The organism is Acaryochloris marina S15 (assembly GCF_018336915.1).
GTDB lineage: Bacteria > Cyanobacteriota > Cyanobacteriia > Thermosynechococcales > Thermosynechococcaceae > Acaryochloris > Acaryochloris marina_A.
In genome coordinates this window covers 30,877-48,195 of record NZ_CP064924.1, presented here as the reverse complement: position 1 = coordinate 48,195, position 17,319 = coordinate 30,877, and the positions used below count along the sequence as shown (strand labels likewise).

Here is a 17,319-nt window from a genome sequence, read left to right as displayed (position 1 = left end):
ATTTTCTGATCTATCTGTTCTGGGGTTACGTCAAAAGTGATTTTCTGGCCTTGCCTTAGATAAATGAGACTCAGTTTCTGAAGGGCTTTTTGATAAGTCTGCTCAAGGATCAGGTAGTAGAGTCCCAGCTGCAAATCGATTCCATCGGATGGAGCAATTGTCTTGCTGGTCTTATAGTCGATCAGCTCCAGGCCATCATCGGTAAAATCCAACCGATCGTATCTACCCGAAAGGGAAAACTCGATATTATTCACCTGGAAACTGGCCTTCAGCTTTGCCTCAACCCCAAGGGGTTTATGAATCTGGGGGAGTGGGGCAACGTATCGCTCATAGTAGAGCTGCAATGCCATCCAGCCCTCATGGATCTGGGCTGGGGTCAGCTCTCCGGTATGTTGCTGCCAGCAAACGGCAAACCAATCAAGAGAAGGCAACGGATAAGCGTAGTTCCAATCTTTGTATATGTCTGCAAGTGCGCCATGAAGGGCATTTCCAAAGGCAGGTGATCCGAAAGCGGAGGGTGAAGAGAGTCCCCGCTCGTACTTGAAGCTGTAAGCCTGGGGGCACTGTTGGTAGGTGATGAGCTTCGTGGCTGAGAGGGAATAGGCCATCGATTTTTGCTGGGGGTATATTCCCACTGTAGATCAAGAGTTTTGACAAAAATCCTAAAAGCACGGTCCCAATACAAATTTTCCGGTAATATGCCAAACAAGGGAGAAAGCTATGACAACTACCACAGATAAAGCTGGTAAATATTCCATTATTCGAGAAATTGCCCAAGGTGGTTTTGGCCGAACCCTCTTGGCTGAAGACTTGGAAGGGAAGCGGGTTGTTCTTAAGCAGGAAAACCCTCAGCAGTACAATGCTGGGTCTGAAGCACTACAGCTTTTTCATAAGGAATGTGATCGGCAAAAAGAGTTGGGTCACCACGATCAAATACCGGGGTTCATTGAATATTTTGAAGAAGGTGAAAACAGGTATATTGCCCAAGAATTTATTGATGGACAGACACTAAAAAGTGAGCTTGAAGAATCGGGTGCTTTTTCTGAGGAGCAAATCATTGCCTTGCTCGACGATATTCTTCCTGTCATCCAATTTATCCACAACAACCAAGTAATCCACCGTGACATAAAGCCAGACAACATCATTCGACGTTTTTCTGATAACAAGCTGGTCTTAGTGGATTTCGGAGCATCTAAGCCGATTACGGATACAGTACTAGCAAAGACTGGAACGATGATCGGATCACCACTATTCGTAGCACCAGAACAATCCCGTGGTAAGGCCAGATATGCCAGCGATATTTATAGCTTGGGCTTGACCTGCGCCCATTTGCTTACCAATGTTTCCCCCTTTGATTTAGTGAACGAGGATGATGGTCGCTGGATCTGGCAGGACTATTGCACGCAGGTTATCTCTGATGATGTTGCACTTGTCATCAATACGATGCTCAATCGAGGATTGAAGGATCGGTATAAGTCGGCCTCTGAAGTGCTTGATGCGATAGCTGCAATAGACCAGCCTGACCAAGAAGAACATTGGATTGCCAAAGCCTTTACAGAGATGGGCGGCAAAGATTCACTAGACCCTGAATCGACTTTCCCGTGGGAGCAGCAAGAGAACGAACCTGATGCTTGGTTTGAGCGCTTTGAAATTTTCTTGCATATGACATCTGATGAAAGAGATGTTCATAAGGCATGTAAGGCATATTTTCTGGCAAACAAGGGAGATCGCGATAGCAGCTTAGAAGAGTGGGTAACCTTTTTCAATCGCTTCAATTGGGAGACCAGAGCAAACGCTTATGATGAATCGGCTATTGGTGGTTTTTTAAAGCACGTTCAAGCAGGGGATAAATCTGGGCCATTAGCCATATTCATTAGACCTCTTGCAGCCTTTGTTGCAACAGTGACTGTTTTAGGGGTGGCTGTCACCCTCATCTCTCCTGATTCTTCCGTATTCATCCAAGAGCCATCAGTAATCGAACAACCTGTCCAGGAGCCTGAACGTGACGATGGGATATTGCCAAGATTTCCCATCCTTGATGATCTGAAAGATGATCTGGTGGCTGATATGGGACACTCAAAAGAACTGGCTCAAGGCTTCAATCATATGTTTTTCGTCATGAAAATCATGCTGATATTGTTTTCCATAGGAGCCATTCTGCCGGGGATATGGATAGCAATAAAGTATATGGTTTATGCTGAACGAAATTGAAAACAGGATGGAGATCGCTATCCAAGCACACTAGCATTTCTTTATGCATACCCGAGAATAGATAAGAAATCCCTAGTGTGCATCCCTTGATTCAAAATATTGATTCGATTAGGATGAATTCAGATAAAGGTTCCCAATTACCCGAAATTGGTGAGAAGGCTCCTCGTTAAACGCCCGCTCCCTTGAGCGTTAGATCGGGCCGGAAAGGGGACTCCCCCCACTCAAAGTTTTTCTCCAAATCCACCTCACCACGGCTCCAAATCGAGCCTAATTTTTGCAAGCGGTATATTCCCCAAGAGGCCAAGACCGCTCTTTCCATTTTTCCAATATCAAAAGGGCCGACTTGGTTGCACATGCCAGTCGTGCCCTATCCAGAATTCATTCTTCAAAGGACTAAATCATGAAACTGATTACTTCTGTCAAAATCCAGCAAGCCGACCACACCGAGGTCATCGACACCGCCGCTACCCAAGTGGGCCAAGCTGCAAACAAAGCCTTCCTGTTCGTCATCCGCAAGGAGATCCAGGGCTGGAAAAACTTCACTGCACTTTGCTCCTGGGGCCTGTCAAAAGTGAGCCAGAAGCACGGTCCCATCTTTGAGGAGGTCAAAGGAAATGCTGTGGCTGTCTTCCGCAAAGGCTGTCAGCAAGAGACGGTTTTCGTCCAGGCGCTTATCAAGATCCAGCTCACCGACCGGATTGATGCCCATTGGGAACTGCACGATAAGGCTATTGCCTGGTTCAAGGTCCAGACCCAGGCATTCCTGGCCGACAGTCCGGTTGAGGATACTTCTGAAGTCGTGGCTGAGGATCTGGCTCCTGACAGTTCGGAAGACCTGGAGGAGGCTGTGGCTGAGGTGGAGGAGCCTATCAGCGAAGTAGAGGAATCCCCTGTTATGGTCTTCGACCCTGACCCGCTCGATGATGAGCTAGCCGTTCCTCAAGACCCGACTCCTGTTGTCACTAGTGGTGGGGGCAAGAGTCGGACTGCTAAGAAAAAAGTTGAGTCGTCGCTCTCTAGCATGATGAGAAGGGAGGCTGCAAAGTCTTAGTCAAGCACTGGCGCACCTTGCCTCTGGGCTTGCCTGGGGGCTGGGTGGTCCACAATGTACTGTAAATGGAACTGTCATGAAAAATAGTGATGGAACTTAAATCAATTTCTTGGAAGTCTTTCAAGAAACCGTCAGTTTGGGTTTCGGTATTTGCGATCTCTCTCGTGATTCCGATCCTAGCGGCCCCTGCCGTTAGACCAACCCCTTTAATGGTTCAAATCCGGGCTGTAACCCTTCTGTTTTGCATTCTTTTATTGATCAGGGATGGCTTAACGCATTTGATTGTAGGTGGCCAGAGCATTGGTAGGTTCTTTCTAAAAACCGTTCTTTATATTTTTGTAATTAAGTTCGGACCATCAATGCTCCATGAACTGTATTTACAAATTAAGGCTAATCCAGAAATCTCCATAGCTTTTGGATTATCAGTTTTGGGTGTATTAGCTTTAAATTGGATATCGGATTTAATAGATCGAATCCTATTTTCGTTTCAGGATTTGAGCTGGAAGAATCAGAAGCCATCAATTAAAGATCTAAAAACCGCTGAGAAGAAATGGGAACCAAGGTTATGTACCTCTAAGGATATTTCTGTTACTTGCATCCATGAGGCAGGCCATGCTTTAGTTTATGCAGCCTTGCCAAATATTCCTGAGCAGTTTCGGATGAAAGCCCTTCCTCAAAGTGATGGTAGGGGTAGGCTTGGCTCCATTACATCCGTTGAATGGAATGGAATTTTACGGCCAAAAGATTTTATACTCATCCAACTACTGATGTTATTGGCGGGTCAGCAAGCCGAAAAATGCATCTTTAATGAAATCTTTGATGGTGCTCATAGTGATCTTCGACATTGGCAGCAAGAAGCAAAAAATTATCTAATGCTGGGCTTTGGAGGAATTTATTTTTCGCCCATTGAAGATGACTATGAGGCTGAACAAAATAGACTGACTTTAGAAAAGCTCAGAGAGGAGCAGAGTGATTTGCTGTTAAAATTCTTCAAGTTGAATCAGCAAGTTCTTGAAGATTTAGCGAAAGAATTGCAAGCTAAAGGACGACTTCTTAAGGATGATGTAGAGCCTTTTTTAGCGCAAGTCCAGTTTGTAGATGGGTTTCCCAAGTTGTCTCAAAAAGATTAGACCTCTTGCATAATTCAGCTACCAATATAGTAGAGGACTAAAAAATCATGTCAGATTGCGGCATGAATTGAGTAAGTAACACATCATGAAATGAATATTGCAAGAGGTCTATTCAACAAAATCAGGCCTTTAAAGTTACATCAACAGAGTCATCTGGAAGTATGAACATCAAATTTTCAGCGGAGTTAACAGACCTGGATTCACTAGGCTCTAGTCTCTCCCATTCTCCAAAAGACATTCCAAGTTGTGTGATCGCATTGATTTCAGTCTGATAAGTTGCAAACCTTTGACAAGTCTCAATGGTAGATTCAATCACCTCAAAGATACCGGGCAGTCTTTTAAACACTTCATTCCCAAGATCAGCATTATTAGGACCAAATAAGCCGCCTTTAACTTCTTCCTTAATTAAAATGGCAGGGGCAAGAGACTCAATCCATTTATCCTGATTACTACGCCATTGAAAAATATCTTGACGCAGTAAGTTAAACACTACATTCTCATCAAAGTTCGGATCCATCCACTGATACACTTGGGTCAGTCGAGTCAAATCAATTTGGTCTTGAAATTTAGGGTGCAGGTAAACAGATGGCTTTGATGTCAGAAGTAGCTCTACATATTTCTGAGAACGATTTTGTAAGATTGCTTGTCCTTCATTAAAACGGCGAGTTGCACTATCAAATTCTTCAAGTTCAAGGTAACAACGAGCTTCAGCGACATAAGCTAATCCCAGTGTTAGCAAATACTCGTCTGCAATTTGGCTTCCCTGATCAATCTCGCTATTCAGTAACCCAGTGTATATATGCTGGGCCTCCATAAAACGATTAATTGATTGAATTGCCATGTCTCTTCGATTATCACTGTTAGACATGGTGAAAGCATTAAGCGCTAAGTCAAGAGCCGCCCGAAAATTCGCATAGAAAGTTAGATCTGCTTTCCGATCTAACTTACTGAGAAGTTTTTGAGTGTCTTCCAATCGCATTTCCAATTTGTGCAACCGCTTCATAACTAATCCAAACCCCATTGTTGAAAGGCCTAGATTTAAGATACTGGTACTTGCTGCAAAATTTAGTAGACTGCGTATTGGTGGAATCGGCGGATGAGGTATGCCACCTTCCCGTAACCAGGTTACAATTCGCTTTGTCCCGGATTCTCGAATTACTCCTCCTACTCGTTCATAAATTCCACTTGCGAGTCCTGCCTTGATTGATTCAGGAAGTATGAAGGTTGCAGTGATAGATGACATCTTTATCTAAATTCCATTTGCTCAGATTTCAATTCAAATATTTACAACAGTGGGTATTTGTTGATTGTGTCTTTACCAATTTCTTTCACAAAATCAAAACTTTGTTCCAGCTCATAGGCATTGTTATCACCCTTATTGTTGTTGCATTTCCAACACATTATTTGTAAGTTTTCATATTCAAACATCTGTTCAGGACAGCGAGCCTTATTTACTCGATGATCTAACGTGACATAGTGAGGATGAAAATATCGTTTCCCTGCCTGAGCAATAACAACATCACCATCTTGGTTAGTGTATTCATAACCTTTGTTGATTGCTTCTTTCTTAGTCGAAGCACTATAAGTATGTTGACCATGAACCATATGTTGGCCGCAAAAAGGACAAGGCTTGCCATGATGCATGCTTCTAAACTTATTAGGTGAAATATAACCATAATGAGGGTGGTTGATAAGTTTAGAGCTTTGGCCTGCAGACCAAGTTTCACTGATATCACAGCTCTTATATAAAGCAGATAGCTCAGATGGATTCAACTTAGGCATAGAAATAAACTAGAGCAACTGATATTTATCTTGAGACTCTTTTGCAAGAGCATGAATCTTAGATTGCTTTCTTTCGATATCATTAATAGCTTGTCTTGCTATAATCTGACTTTGTTCTGCTTCCAAAATAGAATGATCAATAGCACCAACAAGATCCCCTTTATTCAGGCGGACATTAAAAAGATTGATCGGATCTAATATTTGCGAAAGCACCTGCCAAGACTCTCTAACATTCTTCCAGCCAATATTGTAATATCCTTTTTTTCGGGCTTTCTTTTGTTGTAATTTAGTTAATTTTTTAAAGTTTATAGAATTACGTTTTTGCCATTCACGATAACTTAAACCATCAACAATATTCATGGTTAACCTAGCTAATATGGAATGTATCTTTGATAATTTTCCAGGTCGAAGCCCCGTAGTTATTGATGATATATTCTTGTATCTGAGAGAGTTGATACTTTAAGGTATCAATTCTTTTTTCTAATATTTGAATTGTTATCTTGGCTTCATCTCTGGCTTCGTCACCCACCTCTATCATGGTTGATATCGTGTCGTTCATGCCCGTGACAGTATCGTTATAGTCTGTCTTATGGACTATCTCCTTCTCTAATAGAGTTTGCTTACGTTCATTTCCATTTTTAGAAAGAGCGTTAAAGAGCCATTTACCTGCTTGAAAAATCTCAGATTTACTTGGATTAATAAACTCTTTTAATTTGTCATTAGCTGTTTTTGTCTTTTGGGCTTGGCAATGTCGATTATAGTCGTTTGCAGATTTGAGCAATTTAAATACTTCTAAGTGTTTTGAAGCAGCAACAACTTGATCATCAGACATTTTCGCATCGAGGGCATATTGAGCGATACCAGAAGATTGCCTAAGCTTTTTAATTAGTTTATCTCGCTCTTTTTTGCTAATATCGGCCAACGGTAAGCACTCCAAATTCAGGCATGAGAAAGTAGTTCTTTACTTAAGATACCCAGCTTCAAACCCTCATAGTACGTTTTTCATAGCTTTAGTAAATTAGAAAATTTATCCCTTTCGATTTTCACAACCGCTCATTTTTTTAGCATAAAATGACTTTTCATATTTAGGATCTACGCTGTTTTGCTGCCTCATGTACCCACTCCGACCACCTCACGTCTTCCAAATGCTCTACCAACTCTTCAGCCAGCCTTTTTGCCTTCACCAGCTCGTTAGCCTGCTTTAGACTCTTCGACAGCACTGCTGCATATTCCTTATCTTCAGTTTTTGTCAGTTCATGATCCAGTTCTGGCTCTGTAGCCTGCATTTGATCTTTGGCCTGTGTAAGATTCTGGACTAGAGTCTTCGCATGTATCTTCGCTTGCTCAAGGACCAATATCAATTCTCTTGACAGCTCCTTAGCCTTCAACATGATACAAGCCTGCTCAAGATCCAATACCTTACAAAACAGCTTTAATAGTTCCTGTGCTTGTAGCAACTCTGTTGCTTGTGCTCGTTCAAGTACTGATATTAATACTTCAGCTTTACTTCGCAGATTATTGATTCTTGGGGTTATGACATATCTCACTGATAGATACCTATTGTGTCAAAAAAGCTATTTGTTCAAATAATCGAGTGGGTATCTTACTAGTCTGCCCCGGCAGTAGTAGGCTCAAATCAGGATACAGTTTCCAACTCAACAAGTGGGGGGGATATTTTACTGGTCTGTAACATTTTGAGATCACACGGTAAGGCCGTAAACGATCAAGGCTGTGATAAGACGCCAACTACACTCGTAACTTATACATAGATAGCTTTTCAGAAATTTTCAATAATCTGACTCTACTAAAAATAGATCCAACATCTGATCGCTGTGATGACCAAAATTGGTAGATATAATAAGTACACTTATACTAAATGGCGGGAAATCGCAGCTTAGTTTGTTTATGGCCAATAACGTCGCCATCGGTGAATTCAAGAGTACAATTAATGACGCAAATATCGGAAGGGACCAGAGAATGCGCCGCAAATCAATCCCAGCTTGTTTTACTGTTGCGATCTCAACCCTCCTCGTAAGCCTTAGCCAAGGTGTAGTGATAACGAATCCTTCGCTCTTAGTAACTGCTGCCCCCAATCCCCTTAACAACCCGCACTATGCTGGTGCAATTTCTCGGATGGAAGCAGAGGATCTGCCAGGGGCGATGCGCGAGATCAATCAAGCGATCCAACTTGATCCCTCTTTGGTAGATGCTTACATGCTCCGAGGTGTTCTCCATTTGGGCCAAAAGAACGTTCGAGAAGCGATCGATGATTTTACAAAAGTAACCCGACTGGATCCAAATAATATCGAGGGTTTTATGAATCTCGCCAAGAGCCAAATGCTGCTTAAGGATTATCAAGGGGCCTTGAACTCTGCAACTAAAGCCAAAGAAATTGATCCGAACAATAATGACGCCGCTTTGTTGGCGAGTTTAGCCCAACAGTTGTTAGAGTCCTCACAATAGTGCAACGACTTCATGTGAAGGCAGGGAGAGGAGAAAAGCATAGTTTTTGTGAAGAAAATCTTGCAGATTTTGGGTGTGCCTAGCTCTTGGGGATTCAAGGATGCACATTTCTGCATCATCTCAGGCCAAGCCTCGATTCTAAACCAGTTCGGAACATGTCCTATGGGAGGGTGTTTTTAATTTGGATATCTCAACTTAGGTTTTTGCGTAATTTTCTTCAGAAAAGCAGATAGATCTCGTAAAGGTAGTAGTTTTTCTAGTACTGCAGCTTTAGAAGTTTCATACAACCCGAGAATATTATTCAGGAAGGGATAATCAAGCATGAAGTATGTGAAGCAAAGCTTATCTGATATTCAGCGGTATGCATTTTTAGGAATAAGCACTACTTTTTTGTCAGTATTGTCAGTTTCTCCTTTGGCTAGAGCTGGCCATACAGATGCATACATGAATCTTCCATGTATTAATACTCAGCCTCCCACGAGTGCAAGTACTTTTGTTCAGAAAGTATTGGGGAAAGCTCAAGATGAGTGGGGATTCTGGGGGTGTCAGGTTGTTCAGGGAAGTAGCATCAAAAGAGCTGGAGAAACTGAAACGGCAGATAAATATTGGCAACGAGTAGGGGATTACTGGCAATCGATTGGTCTGAACTATACAGGTAAAGATACTAATCAAGCTTGGTCAGCATCCTTCATATCATGGGTAATGAAAGAAGCTGGTGCGGGCAATAATTTCCAATATTCACGACGCCACTCAACTTATATAGCTGACGCTATTCAGAACAAGAAGAATGGGAATATAAATGCACCATTTGTTGGGTATAAATTACAGGATTATTCACCAGAGATTGGAGATCTAGTCTGTTATTCACGCGCGTCATGGGTTTCGTACAACACCACCTCAAATAGATATCCATCCCATTGCGATATAGTGGTCGCTAATGTGCAAGACGCTGTTGAAGTTATAGGTGGGAACGTTAAGAATTCAGTGAGCAAAAAAGTTATTCATCTTGATGGGAATGGTAAAGTAGATGACTCCGAATTTCCGTGGTTTGTTGTCATTAAAAATAATTTATAACTCACTACTTCCATATCACTGGCACCATTGTAAGCCCCATTCCCAAGGCAGTTCATTATCAAACCTACCGTTTCGAACACTGCTCAAACACTCAAATTCTTTAACTTCTTCTTTTGGACCTAGAACCCCAAATGTTCTGCTCGAACCTACGTAGCCAATAGTAACTGTACCGACATTCTGGCAGTTGCCAATAATTAAGTTAGAAACCTCCATCAGTATGGCTGAACTGCCCATGAGATTATACGGTTTTGTGATATTTTTCCGATCCTGCTGCTTGATGGCAAATGTGATCCCATAAGCCCTAGTGGCTGGTGTTTGACTTCCATAGGTACGGGTTAGATCGTCAGCTCTAGTATTATCAATGGTTACGTAGTCTTCTCTATTTAATCTATCGAGTGCAGCCTCATAAGCCTTTGGGCACTCTGCACCTTTGAAAGCTTTCCCTTGTGGCTTAATTACAACACGCTGATAACTACCTTGTAGCAGAATAGCCAGTAGGATTAACAAGATTCTGTTTTGCATATCTTCACCTTTTGATAAAAGCCGATCTAAAGATTTAAAAAGGAACCTCCTCCTCAGCCGCCATCCATTCCTGAATCTGGGGATTTTGCATTTTTTGTTGTAGAGTTTTCACGCTCATCAATATAAAGTCGGCTTCAGTTGCGATTTCAGTCCTGCCCAGAGCTTCAGCATTTTTGATCGAGGCTTCAGCCTCTTCACGAGCATATTCAAGAGAATTTTTCAGCTTTAGCAGTGATTGACCCAGCTGTATTATCTTTGCGCCTTCAATGATTTCTGGCGATAGTTCGAGATCATCATTCATCGTCCTAGCCCTTGATTTTGATTAACATCTTGAGTTCGTTGTTGTTTTGGAGCAACCGTTTTAGGTTGTTCTTGCTTCTTGAGTTTTAAGCCCTCCATCATGATTTTGCGGGAATACTTGAGGCTGGCCTGTTCACCCTCTTGATAGCGAATAGATTTTACTGCAGGGGCAACAGACAAAGCACCCATGATTTTGGGAGGAGCCAGTCCCGCCTTAGCTGCATTTGCGGCCAGCCTGGTTAGAAGTATTTGTGGATTTTTTGGGTTAAGTCCTGCTGAGAATCGGTTGTAAGCGAGTTGATTGATGTCTTGCTTCATGGCAGCTCTAGCACGATCAGAAATGGGTCCACCTTGCTTGAATTGATTTCCAACTTTGGCGATCTTTTCTAAATAAGGAATGTCATGCTTGAGCTTCTGAGCAGTTCTATACCAATCTTTGAGTGAATTTAGTCCCTGTGTAAACTCCTTAAAGTCCTTGCCCATTGCGAGACTAGCTCGCGTATTGAGCGATGTTCCTTGTTTATACGCTGCAACACGCTCCTTCACCCTAGCCTGGTAGGCATTACCTCGCTTTAAAGCCGAGGCGTACTTAGGCCAGTCCTCTGGTTTAGCCTGTGGTTTGGGCTTCGGCTGTGGTCCTTTATCTTGTTGAGCGGTTGGCTCTTGCTGAGGTTGCTCCGCTTTTGCTGTGGCCGTGGGTTCTTGGAGGGGCGTGACCGTCTGTTCTGTTGGTGATTCCTGTACAGATCGTGATTCAACCCCTTGTACAGGCTCTTCTATTGTCTTATCTGGTTCTGGCTCAGCCTGCTTTGGTGCTTCTGCGATGCTGGGTTCAGAGACTTCAGCCTGCTCTGCCTGCCGCTCCCTCAATAGCTCAGGTAACTGCTCAAGGGCTGCTTCTGCAAATCCTTGGTGAATTATATTTGCTGCAAAAAGCTCCCCAAACTCCTGATCAAGTTCTCGTGCCTCTCTCCCAGTAAATGGGTTCTGGACTGCCGTCTCTTCAAGGTTGAGCTTCCCTTGGCCGTCAATTCCAAAGACCATCTCAGAGTCCAGGCATAAGTCCCCGTCTCGCTCTCGGTAATGAGTCAAGGAAAGCTGATCCGTAATCCGTTCCACCACTAGGGGTTCATAGGGACCATTCTTGATTTCAAAGTGGAAATCATCACCCTTCAGAATCTCCTGAGCCAATCCTCCCTCGTGTAGGAACTGGGCCACAAACTTCTCTGCCTTGCCCGTCTGATTTGCGGGTGGGGCAATTTGCTTGGTGTTGTCCTGGGTCGGCTGGACTGCGGCCTGGTCCGGTGCAGATTGAATAGCTTCAACTTGCGGGGTTTCACTCGGCTCAACAGCATCGGACTGGAGCAGCATATCAAGCTGGGTTGCGGTGTCTTTTGTCGGCTCCACATAGGGCACAAAGTCTGCCTGCTGCTCAAACTGATTTTCTTCAATCTGCTCCATCGTCGGCAGCATCTGGCCTAGGTAATCCCGTGCCATGTCTTTGAAGTCGAAAGCCGCGATCTGAATGCCTTCATCTTTCATGATTACCTTCAGTGCCGCTTCTAGATTCTCAGGGGCCACATGCATTTCCATCCGGTTAGCCACAGAGAAGAACTCACTCTGGGCGGCATCTAGCAAGTCTTCATTCAAGAAAAACTTGCCGCCGACACGGGTAGAGCTGGGGACTGTGATTACGAAATGATCGATGGGAGTACCACGCAACTTGGCGGCCGCATCGGCCTTGATTGCCAGGTTCTTCTCTGGGTTGTCATGGACTGCACCCAGATTTTTTGTCACCTCAGTCAAGAATGCTTTGACTTGGTACGGCTCCTCAAAGATCACGGGACGTTCCCGGAGCTGCTTCGTGATGTCGAAATCATCAGGCATGATCAGCCCTTGGCGCACCTGGCCTTGATTGGTGGTGAAATTCACGAACTTGCCCTTGGGATGTTCTTCATACGCCTTGATCAGATTGCCCGTGAAGACCTGCATTTCCGTGCGCAGATTTTGCTGTCTCTGGTCAAAGTCTTCATAGATGCTCTCTCCCTTCCAGGTTTTCTCCTGGGGTTTGATCGTTACAGCAGAAGGTTTACCTGAGTTGATTTTGGAGAAAGGAACAGAGATGTTTTTTCCTTCGCTAGTGATGATTTGCATCTTCCAGTTCGTCGGTGCTGCGGGACTTCCCAGTGGTTTAGCCTTCTGTGCAATGTTGGCGACCACCCCATAGGAAACCTTGCCCTCTGCTGAAGCGAGTTGTACAGTGCTGCCAATCTGAAAGCGATTAGTGATCGCCTGGAAATGCCCCATTTGTTTGTCGAACTTAGTCTCTAAGTGGCTTGCCGCTTCTGGGGTTTTTGCCTCCCCCATCGCTTTTTGGCTATAGGTTTCCAATCGCTTCTTAACCTGATTTCTCAAGCCCCGGTTCTGCTCCTTGGCCTGGTCTTCAATTGCATCAGAATCATGGTCGTCCACCGTCTTAACCCTAGACTGGCCCAAGTTCTCACGGACATTGTTGATGATTTCCAACTGTGTTGGGGGCTTGGTCGTCACCTTGGCATTCACCACTTCCAGATTGACAGGTCCAGTGAACTCGCTCTTGATCGCGGCATCTGCTGGGACAACTTCCATCTTGGCGATCGTGCGGGCATCGAGGTCCAGCTTGTCTGCCTCCAAGACGTTCTCGCCCATTGCCTCTTTCTGTTGGATGAGGGCGGTGGTTTCCGTCTCAATCAGGTCGTACAGTTCTGCTTGTTGCTTGATGGGCAAGAGTGGGATGCGGCCTGTGACTTTGCTAATTAAGCCAATCTCACCATCAATGTCTCCCCTACTCGGATAAGAGAGCATCGCATCCAACTCAGGATGTTCATCGATTAGCTCAGTCACCACCTCCTCACCAGCTGCGTTCATAAAGTCCGTGACATTGCCAACACTGAGATCTGAATCTCTGGATGCTGTTGTATTGGCATTGAGCGAAGCCATTTTTTTGACTAGCATTGCACCGAGTCTCTTCTCTGCGGGGACATCGGCCATTACTAAAGTGAAATTAGGCTCTACGACTTGCCCGAAGCGATTGGCACGTCCTAACATTTGCATGACTTGGTTTATGTCCCTTTCGGCTTGGGCCACAATCATATGCCTAGGGCGTTGATCTGCGAATCGTTCTGAAGCGTGAAGGTTGATGCCTGTTGCCCCTGAACGATTGAGAATGACTACATCGAGGTCGCCCCCATTAAACCGATTAACCACATCAATCTTAGCCTGGGGTTTAGTCTCACTATTGGACCGCAAGCCATAGGTTAGCTCTCCCCCCTCATAGTTAATGATGCTTTGTCGACCCGTGATTTCATCAACGGTATAGCCTTCTTGGGAAAGGCGATGTTTCATATAGTCGATGGAGCTAAGGGGAATCTGGGAGAAGTCCGACTCAGTAATGAGTTCATAGGCTTCTTGGTAGGCTGCAATGGCTTCGGCCCCTAACTCAGCTTCCGTCATGGGGCGAGTATCAGAATCACCATCATAGTTTTTGATTTGGATATCTTTCGAGCGTACTAAATAGCGCTTCAACACATCCGCAAAAGAAATATTGATCGGATCACCCGTTTGTATATTCCTGCCCTTGGCAAAATCTCCGATAAAAGAGTCCATCGTGCTGGCGAGGGCAATGAGGGGCTTCTCGCCCCTTTGTAGGGATGCAATGGCTTCTTGAACGGTTGTCTCTGCTTTTTGTGCAAGCAAGCCTTGATCAATGGCGTTGTGCATCAAAGAGGTGAATGAAACGGAACGGGCACCAGACTTACCAATGGAATTATCTTCACTAAGGGACTTGGCCTCTTTGCGAACCACCTTTTTCATCTCCTTGACGGCTTCATCTTTCGCCTGATCAAACCGATCAATAGCCCTCATAATGGCTGAGATATTGTCTGCAATCTCATGATCTACAGGAACAGTTTTGGCATTAAAACTAATATTCTCAAACGTCCTCTCTCGGCGCAGCATATTACCAGCACTGACGAACTGGGTTGCCATCATTTGCTGCAGGGGTATACCACCAGCTTTAAGAGTGTTGCTCAGATTCTCCATGCTGTTCACGGCATGAATTGCATCAGTGCGCCTAGCGTACAAATCCATGACTGCTGGATTCTTGGTGGCAGTGGCTGACATGAAAATGGTTCCAGCCGAAGCGTCAACTAGCTCTCGCACAAACTCAGCTCGATTGGATGCATCGGATGGTCTTTTCCAACTTTGACCTTGCCCACCCCCTGCTTCATGGGCTTCATCAAAAATAAATACGGCGCGACTGGCTAATGCTCTTAAGAACTGCCGTCTATAGGGCTCTTTATTATTGATAGCTTGAAGCTGGTTGTAGGTCGTAAAGATGGCGTCATATCCCCCTAAGCCGATTTGGGTCAGCCGATGCATTTCATTCTCTTGATCCGCCAATCCTCCCGTTCTTAGAGTCCGGCCATCAGTAAGATTTAGCGACAGCTTCGCATTTGTCATAAAAGGTGTACATCCTGGCCTGCCGATATCGGCTAAGTCCTGGATCATAGATGCATACAAGTTTGGTTTCTGGGTTACAAAAATGGGGATATACCCCTGCCGTTGGGCATCAATTATATTGGCTGCTCCGAACCGTCCTTTACCATTTCCAGTTTGATCGCCATTTAGGAAGATTTTGCCCTTGTCTTTTTGATCAAAGGCCAGTGCAAGGGAGTCGATTTGCTCAGCATAGAGGACATCAAACATTTGCCCCTTGGAGTCATATCCCAAACGGTTCATGACGAACTCGTCAATGTTTCCATGCTCTTGCTCAAAGCGATCTAAAGCTTGTTGGGCTGAGACAGCCATGTTAGTTGGAATCAGCGTATCTGGGCTACGTCCCTGACTGCGAGGAACATACGCAGTATTAAATTCTTCTGCCACAGTACTATCCTCTATTAAGATATCGTCTACTTGAATTCGGCTCTCAATTCCATCAGAAATTGGTCGATGGTCACCTCGTCGTGCTTCTCCATCAATGACTCCTGAGATATCGGTGGCGGGAGTGTCAGGTCCACTGGAAAGCTGACCTCTGGATTGGTCAGTCTCATCCATTGCACCCATGTCTCGTTGAACTCTAATAGGCTTTCCCCCCACTCCGTTGCCCAGATCCACATCTGCTTCTCCCCGTCCTCGTCGTATGGACTCGGTGCTTCCTGGGTTGGGTGAAGCTGCCGAAGGGTGTCGTAGAGCATCTTCTGTAGATTGTCCTTGGAACGGTCGTAATACTTGATCCAGTTCTCGAACATCCATTCCATCCGACAGTTCATCAGATCCAGATAGGTTCTGAACTCCATCATCTCTAGTTCTGTTGGCACTCTCACCAGAAACATCGCTTGGTCCCCCGATTCCTGGGGCATCCAGACTTTTGTGTAATTCAGGTATTGTTCGTAAGTTGGTACTCGCCTGGATTGAGTCATTTAGTATTCCTCGTAGTTCTTCAAAGGATTCATAGATTTGTGGTGGCTCCACGGCGGGCAATGGACGTTGTGATGTTCCCTTCCCCTCAATCACGATTACATCGAGGGGCCAACCCGCTCCCTGTTTCTTGTATAAATCTCCAGAAATGGTGAAGTGCTGGGTTACCCCGTACTGTTGATACAAGGGATAGAAGAACCCCCTGCTCTCTAAAGTGTTGTACGCTTCGGCCCGTTCCCCTGGATCAGTTTCGGGCTTGCCGCCGAGGATTAGGACGGCACGGCCATCGGGCTTCATGGCCTTAAGTGCTTGCATTGCGATCGCATGGTCGATCTGGCTCGTGCCCCTTGGATTGCCGGGGAGTTGGAACCGTTTTGTCCTTCCGTTCTCTCCCTTGGTTCGGCCAAACGGAGGATTAGCGATGACGACATCGTGCAGCTGGTCTGGGAGGAAAGCCGAAGCATCCTGCTCAGTAACGCTGAAGCCCTGCCGTCTTAAATCCCCTGCTCGGTCTGGGTTCAGTTCGTTGATGGTGCAGTTTTCGGGGGTGGCATTGAGGACCAATGCTCCGTGGCCGGCACTCGGTTCATACACCGTGGACTTAGCCGTAACCCCTGCAAGGTTGGCCGCCAGATATGCAATGGGGAGAGGAGTGGAATAGGCTTGCTGGCGAACACTGGTGGAGGATCGGACGCTTAACCTGGGCTGGCGATTGTACAGATCCACCAGATCCGCATAAGTTTGGATCGGGGTAAGGGATTGCCCAATGATGCTCCGCGCAGCCCGAACTAACCCGGCCTCAATGGACTCATCCACCAATTTTGCAAGGGGACTGCCAGGGCGCACGGATTGGTTCAGCAACTGAGCTGCCTGGGATCGGGCTTCTACGATGGACGCATAGGACTTACCCGACAGGAACTCAGCGGCAAACAATTCGGCAAGATTATCTTGCTGTTGCATTTGAGATCATGAAGATTGGAAGTTTGTGAGGTTTTGACATGGGATTAAAAATATATGTAGATCAACTTGGCAAAATGAATAATGGAAAATGCTTCCCAAGCTCATCTTGAGAAGATCTGCCGATATGAATTCTCGACGTATATTGGAAACTTACCCAGAGTTTTAAGAAGTGAAAGGGCTGGGGAGGAAAATTTTGGTAATTTCCACAAGAAAAATGATTAGTTTTTTTTGTGGAAGTACATATTTACTGTTGTTTTCTGATATTTAGGATTTTCTTTAATTTATTCAGAATGCACTAACTCTTGATCTAGGATCATCTCATCCGCTAGCTTGAAGGCTTATGAGAAGATTGGTCGGTTTTCCTGCGAT

14 protein-coding genes and 1 pseudogene are annotated in these 17,319 nt (G+C 44.9%); 5 read left to right on the top strand and 10 right to left on the bottom strand.

What is annotated here, in order from left to right; all coding sequences use genetic code 11:
• Positions 1–5: 5 nt before the first annotated feature.
• Positions 6–608: pseudogene (locus I1H34_RS27200) on the bottom strand (RecB family exonuclease); the annotation flags it as partial.
• Between the two features lie 112 nt (positions 609–720).
• Between I1H34_RS27200 and I1H34_RS27195 the strand changes: the two are divergent.
• On the top strand, positions 721–2,211 hold the full coding sequence (locus I1H34_RS27195) for a serine/threonine-protein kinase (protein WP_212666504.1): 1,491 nt from the start codon (positions 721–723) through the stop codon (positions 2,209–2,211).
• 166 nt (positions 2,212–2,377) lie between these two features.
• Here the strand turns inward: I1H34_RS27195 and I1H34_RS27190 are convergent, their stop codons facing one another.
• Positions 2,378–2,566 carry a hypothetical protein gene (locus tag I1H34_RS27190; protein WP_212666503.1) on the bottom strand — a complete coding sequence of 63 codons (189 nt, stop codon included), beginning with the start codon at positions 2,564–2,566 and terminating at the stop codon, positions 2,378–2,380.
• A 45-nt stretch (positions 2,567–2,611) separates the two neighbouring features.
• Between I1H34_RS27190 and I1H34_RS27185 the strand changes: the two genes are divergently transcribed.
• Entirely contained in the window at positions 2,612–3,262 is a 651-nt protein-coding gene (locus I1H34_RS27185; RefSeq protein WP_212666502.1) for a hypothetical protein, read from the top strand.
• A gap of 89 nt (positions 3,263–3,351) precedes the next feature.
• Positions 3,352–4,392, top strand: a complete 1,041-nt coding sequence (locus I1H34_RS27180; RefSeq protein WP_212666501.1) for an FtsH/Yme1/Tma family ATP-dependent metallopeptidase — start codon at positions 3,352–3,354, stop codon at positions 4,390–4,392.
• Positions 4,393–4,513: 121 nt separating this feature from the next.
• On the opposite strand, the gene I1H34_RS27175 is transcribed toward I1H34_RS27180, so the two are convergent.
• The 5 genes from I1H34_RS27175 to I1H34_RS27155 all read right to left on the bottom strand — a co-directional run bounded on the left by I1H34_RS27175 (position 4,514) and on the right by I1H34_RS27155 (position 7,721).
• Positions 4,514–5,635: a hypothetical protein gene (locus I1H34_RS27175; protein ID WP_212666500.1), complete on the bottom strand. Its 1,122-nt coding sequence runs from the start codon at positions 5,633–5,635 to the stop codon at positions 4,514–4,516.
• 41 nt (positions 5,636–5,676) lie between these two features.
• Complete coding sequence (locus I1H34_RS27170; protein ID WP_249370243.1) at positions 5,677–6,174, bottom strand: HNH endonuclease; 498 nt, start codon at positions 6,172–6,174, stop codon at positions 5,677–5,679.
• Positions 6,175–6,183: 9 nt separating this feature from the next.
• Entirely contained in the window at positions 6,184–6,534 is a 351-nt protein-coding gene (locus I1H34_RS27165) for a hypothetical protein (protein ID WP_212666499.1), read from the bottom strand.
• Positions 6,535–6,541: 7 nt separating this feature from the next.
• A complete protein-coding gene (locus tag I1H34_RS27160) occupies positions 6,542–7,096 on the bottom strand; it encodes a hypothetical protein (RefSeq protein ID WP_249370242.1) in 555 nt (184 codons plus the stop codon).
• A 163-nt stretch (positions 7,097–7,259) separates the two neighbouring features.
• A complete protein-coding gene (locus I1H34_RS27155; protein ID WP_212666498.1) occupies positions 7,260–7,721 on the bottom strand; it encodes a hypothetical protein in 462 nt (153 codons plus the stop codon).
• 430 nt (positions 7,722–8,151) lie between these two features.
• Between I1H34_RS27155 and I1H34_RS27150 the strand changes: the two genes are divergently transcribed.
• Both I1H34_RS27150 and I1H34_RS27145 read left to right on the top strand, forming a co-directional pair.
• Positions 8,152–8,637, top strand: coding sequence for a tetratricopeptide repeat protein (locus tag I1H34_RS27150; RefSeq protein ID WP_212666497.1), 486 nt, complete (start codon positions 8,152–8,154; stop codon positions 8,635–8,637).
• Between the two features lie 321 nt (positions 8,638–8,958).
• Positions 8,959–9,711 carry a DUF2272 domain-containing protein gene (locus I1H34_RS27145; protein ID WP_212666496.1) on the top strand — a complete coding sequence of 251 codons (753 nt, stop codon included), beginning with the start codon at positions 8,959–8,961 and terminating at the stop codon, positions 9,709–9,711.
• A 15-nt stretch (positions 9,712–9,726) separates the two neighbouring features.
• Here I1H34_RS27145 and I1H34_RS27140 read toward each other — a convergent pair whose 3' ends face one another.
• Genes I1H34_RS27140 through I1H34_RS27130 form a run of 3 tightly spaced genes read right to left on the bottom strand, consistent with a single transcriptional unit; the run spans position 9,727 to position 16,950 of the window.
• Positions 9,727–10,233 carry a protein kinase family protein gene (locus I1H34_RS27140; RefSeq protein ID WP_212666495.1) on the bottom strand — a complete coding sequence of 169 codons (507 nt, stop codon included), beginning with the start codon at positions 10,231–10,233 and terminating at the stop codon, positions 9,727–9,729.
• Positions 10,234–10,267: 34 nt separating this feature from the next.
• Complete coding sequence (locus I1H34_RS27135) at positions 10,268–10,534, bottom strand: hypothetical protein (RefSeq protein ID WP_212666494.1); 267 nt, start codon at positions 10,532–10,534, stop codon at positions 10,268–10,270.
• Positions 10,531–16,950, bottom strand: coding sequence for a strawberry notch C-terminal domain-containing protein (locus I1H34_RS27130; protein ID WP_212666493.1), 6,420 nt, complete (start codon positions 16,948–16,950; stop codon positions 10,531–10,533). The genes I1H34_RS27135 and I1H34_RS27130 overlap by 4 nt, the downstream gene beginning before the upstream one ends.
• Between the last annotated feature and the right edge of the window lie 369 nt (positions 16,951–17,319).

What these genes read in the sequence shown, in the direction of transcription:
- I1H34_RS27195 (WP_212666504.1), top strand. Translation starts at nt 721, where the DNA reads ATGACAACTACCACAGATAAAGCTGGTAAATATTCCATTATTCGAGAA.
- I1H34_RS27190 (WP_212666503.1), bottom strand. Translation starts at nt 2,566, where the DNA reads ATGTGCAACCAAGTCGGCCCTTTTGATATTGGAAAAATGGAAAGAGCG.
- I1H34_RS27185 (WP_212666502.1), top strand. Translation starts at nt 2,612, where the DNA reads ATGAAACTGATTACTTCTGTCAAAATCCAGCAAGCCGACCACACCGAG.
- I1H34_RS27180 (WP_212666501.1), top strand. Translation starts at nt 3,352, where the DNA reads ATGGAACTTAAATCAATTTCTTGGAAGTCTTTCAAGAAACCGTCAGTT.
- I1H34_RS27175 (WP_212666500.1), bottom strand. Translation starts at nt 5,635, where the DNA reads ATGTCATCTATCACTGCAACCTTCATACTTCCTGAATCAATCAAGGCA.
- I1H34_RS27170 (WP_249370243.1), bottom strand. Translation starts at nt 6,174, where the DNA reads ATGCCTAAGTTGAATCCATCTGAGCTATCTGCTTTATATAAGAGCTGT.
- I1H34_RS27165 (WP_212666499.1), bottom strand. Translation starts at nt 6,534, where the DNA reads ATGAATATTGTTGATGGTTTAAGTTATCGTGAATGGCAAAAACGTAAT.
- I1H34_RS27150 (WP_212666497.1), top strand. Translation starts at nt 8,152, where the DNA reads ATGCGCCGCAAATCAATCCCAGCTTGTTTTACTGTTGCGATCTCAACC.
- I1H34_RS27145 (WP_212666496.1), top strand. Translation starts at nt 8,959, where the DNA reads ATGAAGTATGTGAAGCAAAGCTTATCTGATATTCAGCGGTATGCATTT.
- I1H34_RS27140 (WP_212666495.1), bottom strand. Translation starts at nt 10,233, where the DNA reads ATGCAAAACAGAATCTTGTTAATCCTACTGGCTATTCTGCTACAAGGT.
- I1H34_RS27135 (WP_212666494.1), bottom strand. Translation starts at nt 10,534, where the DNA reads ATGAATGATGATCTCGAACTATCGCCAGAAATCATTGAAGGCGCAAAG.
- I1H34_RS27130 (WP_212666493.1), bottom strand. Translation starts at nt 16,950, where the DNA reads ATGCAACAGCAAGATAATCTTGCCGAATTGTTTGCCGCTGAGTTCCTG.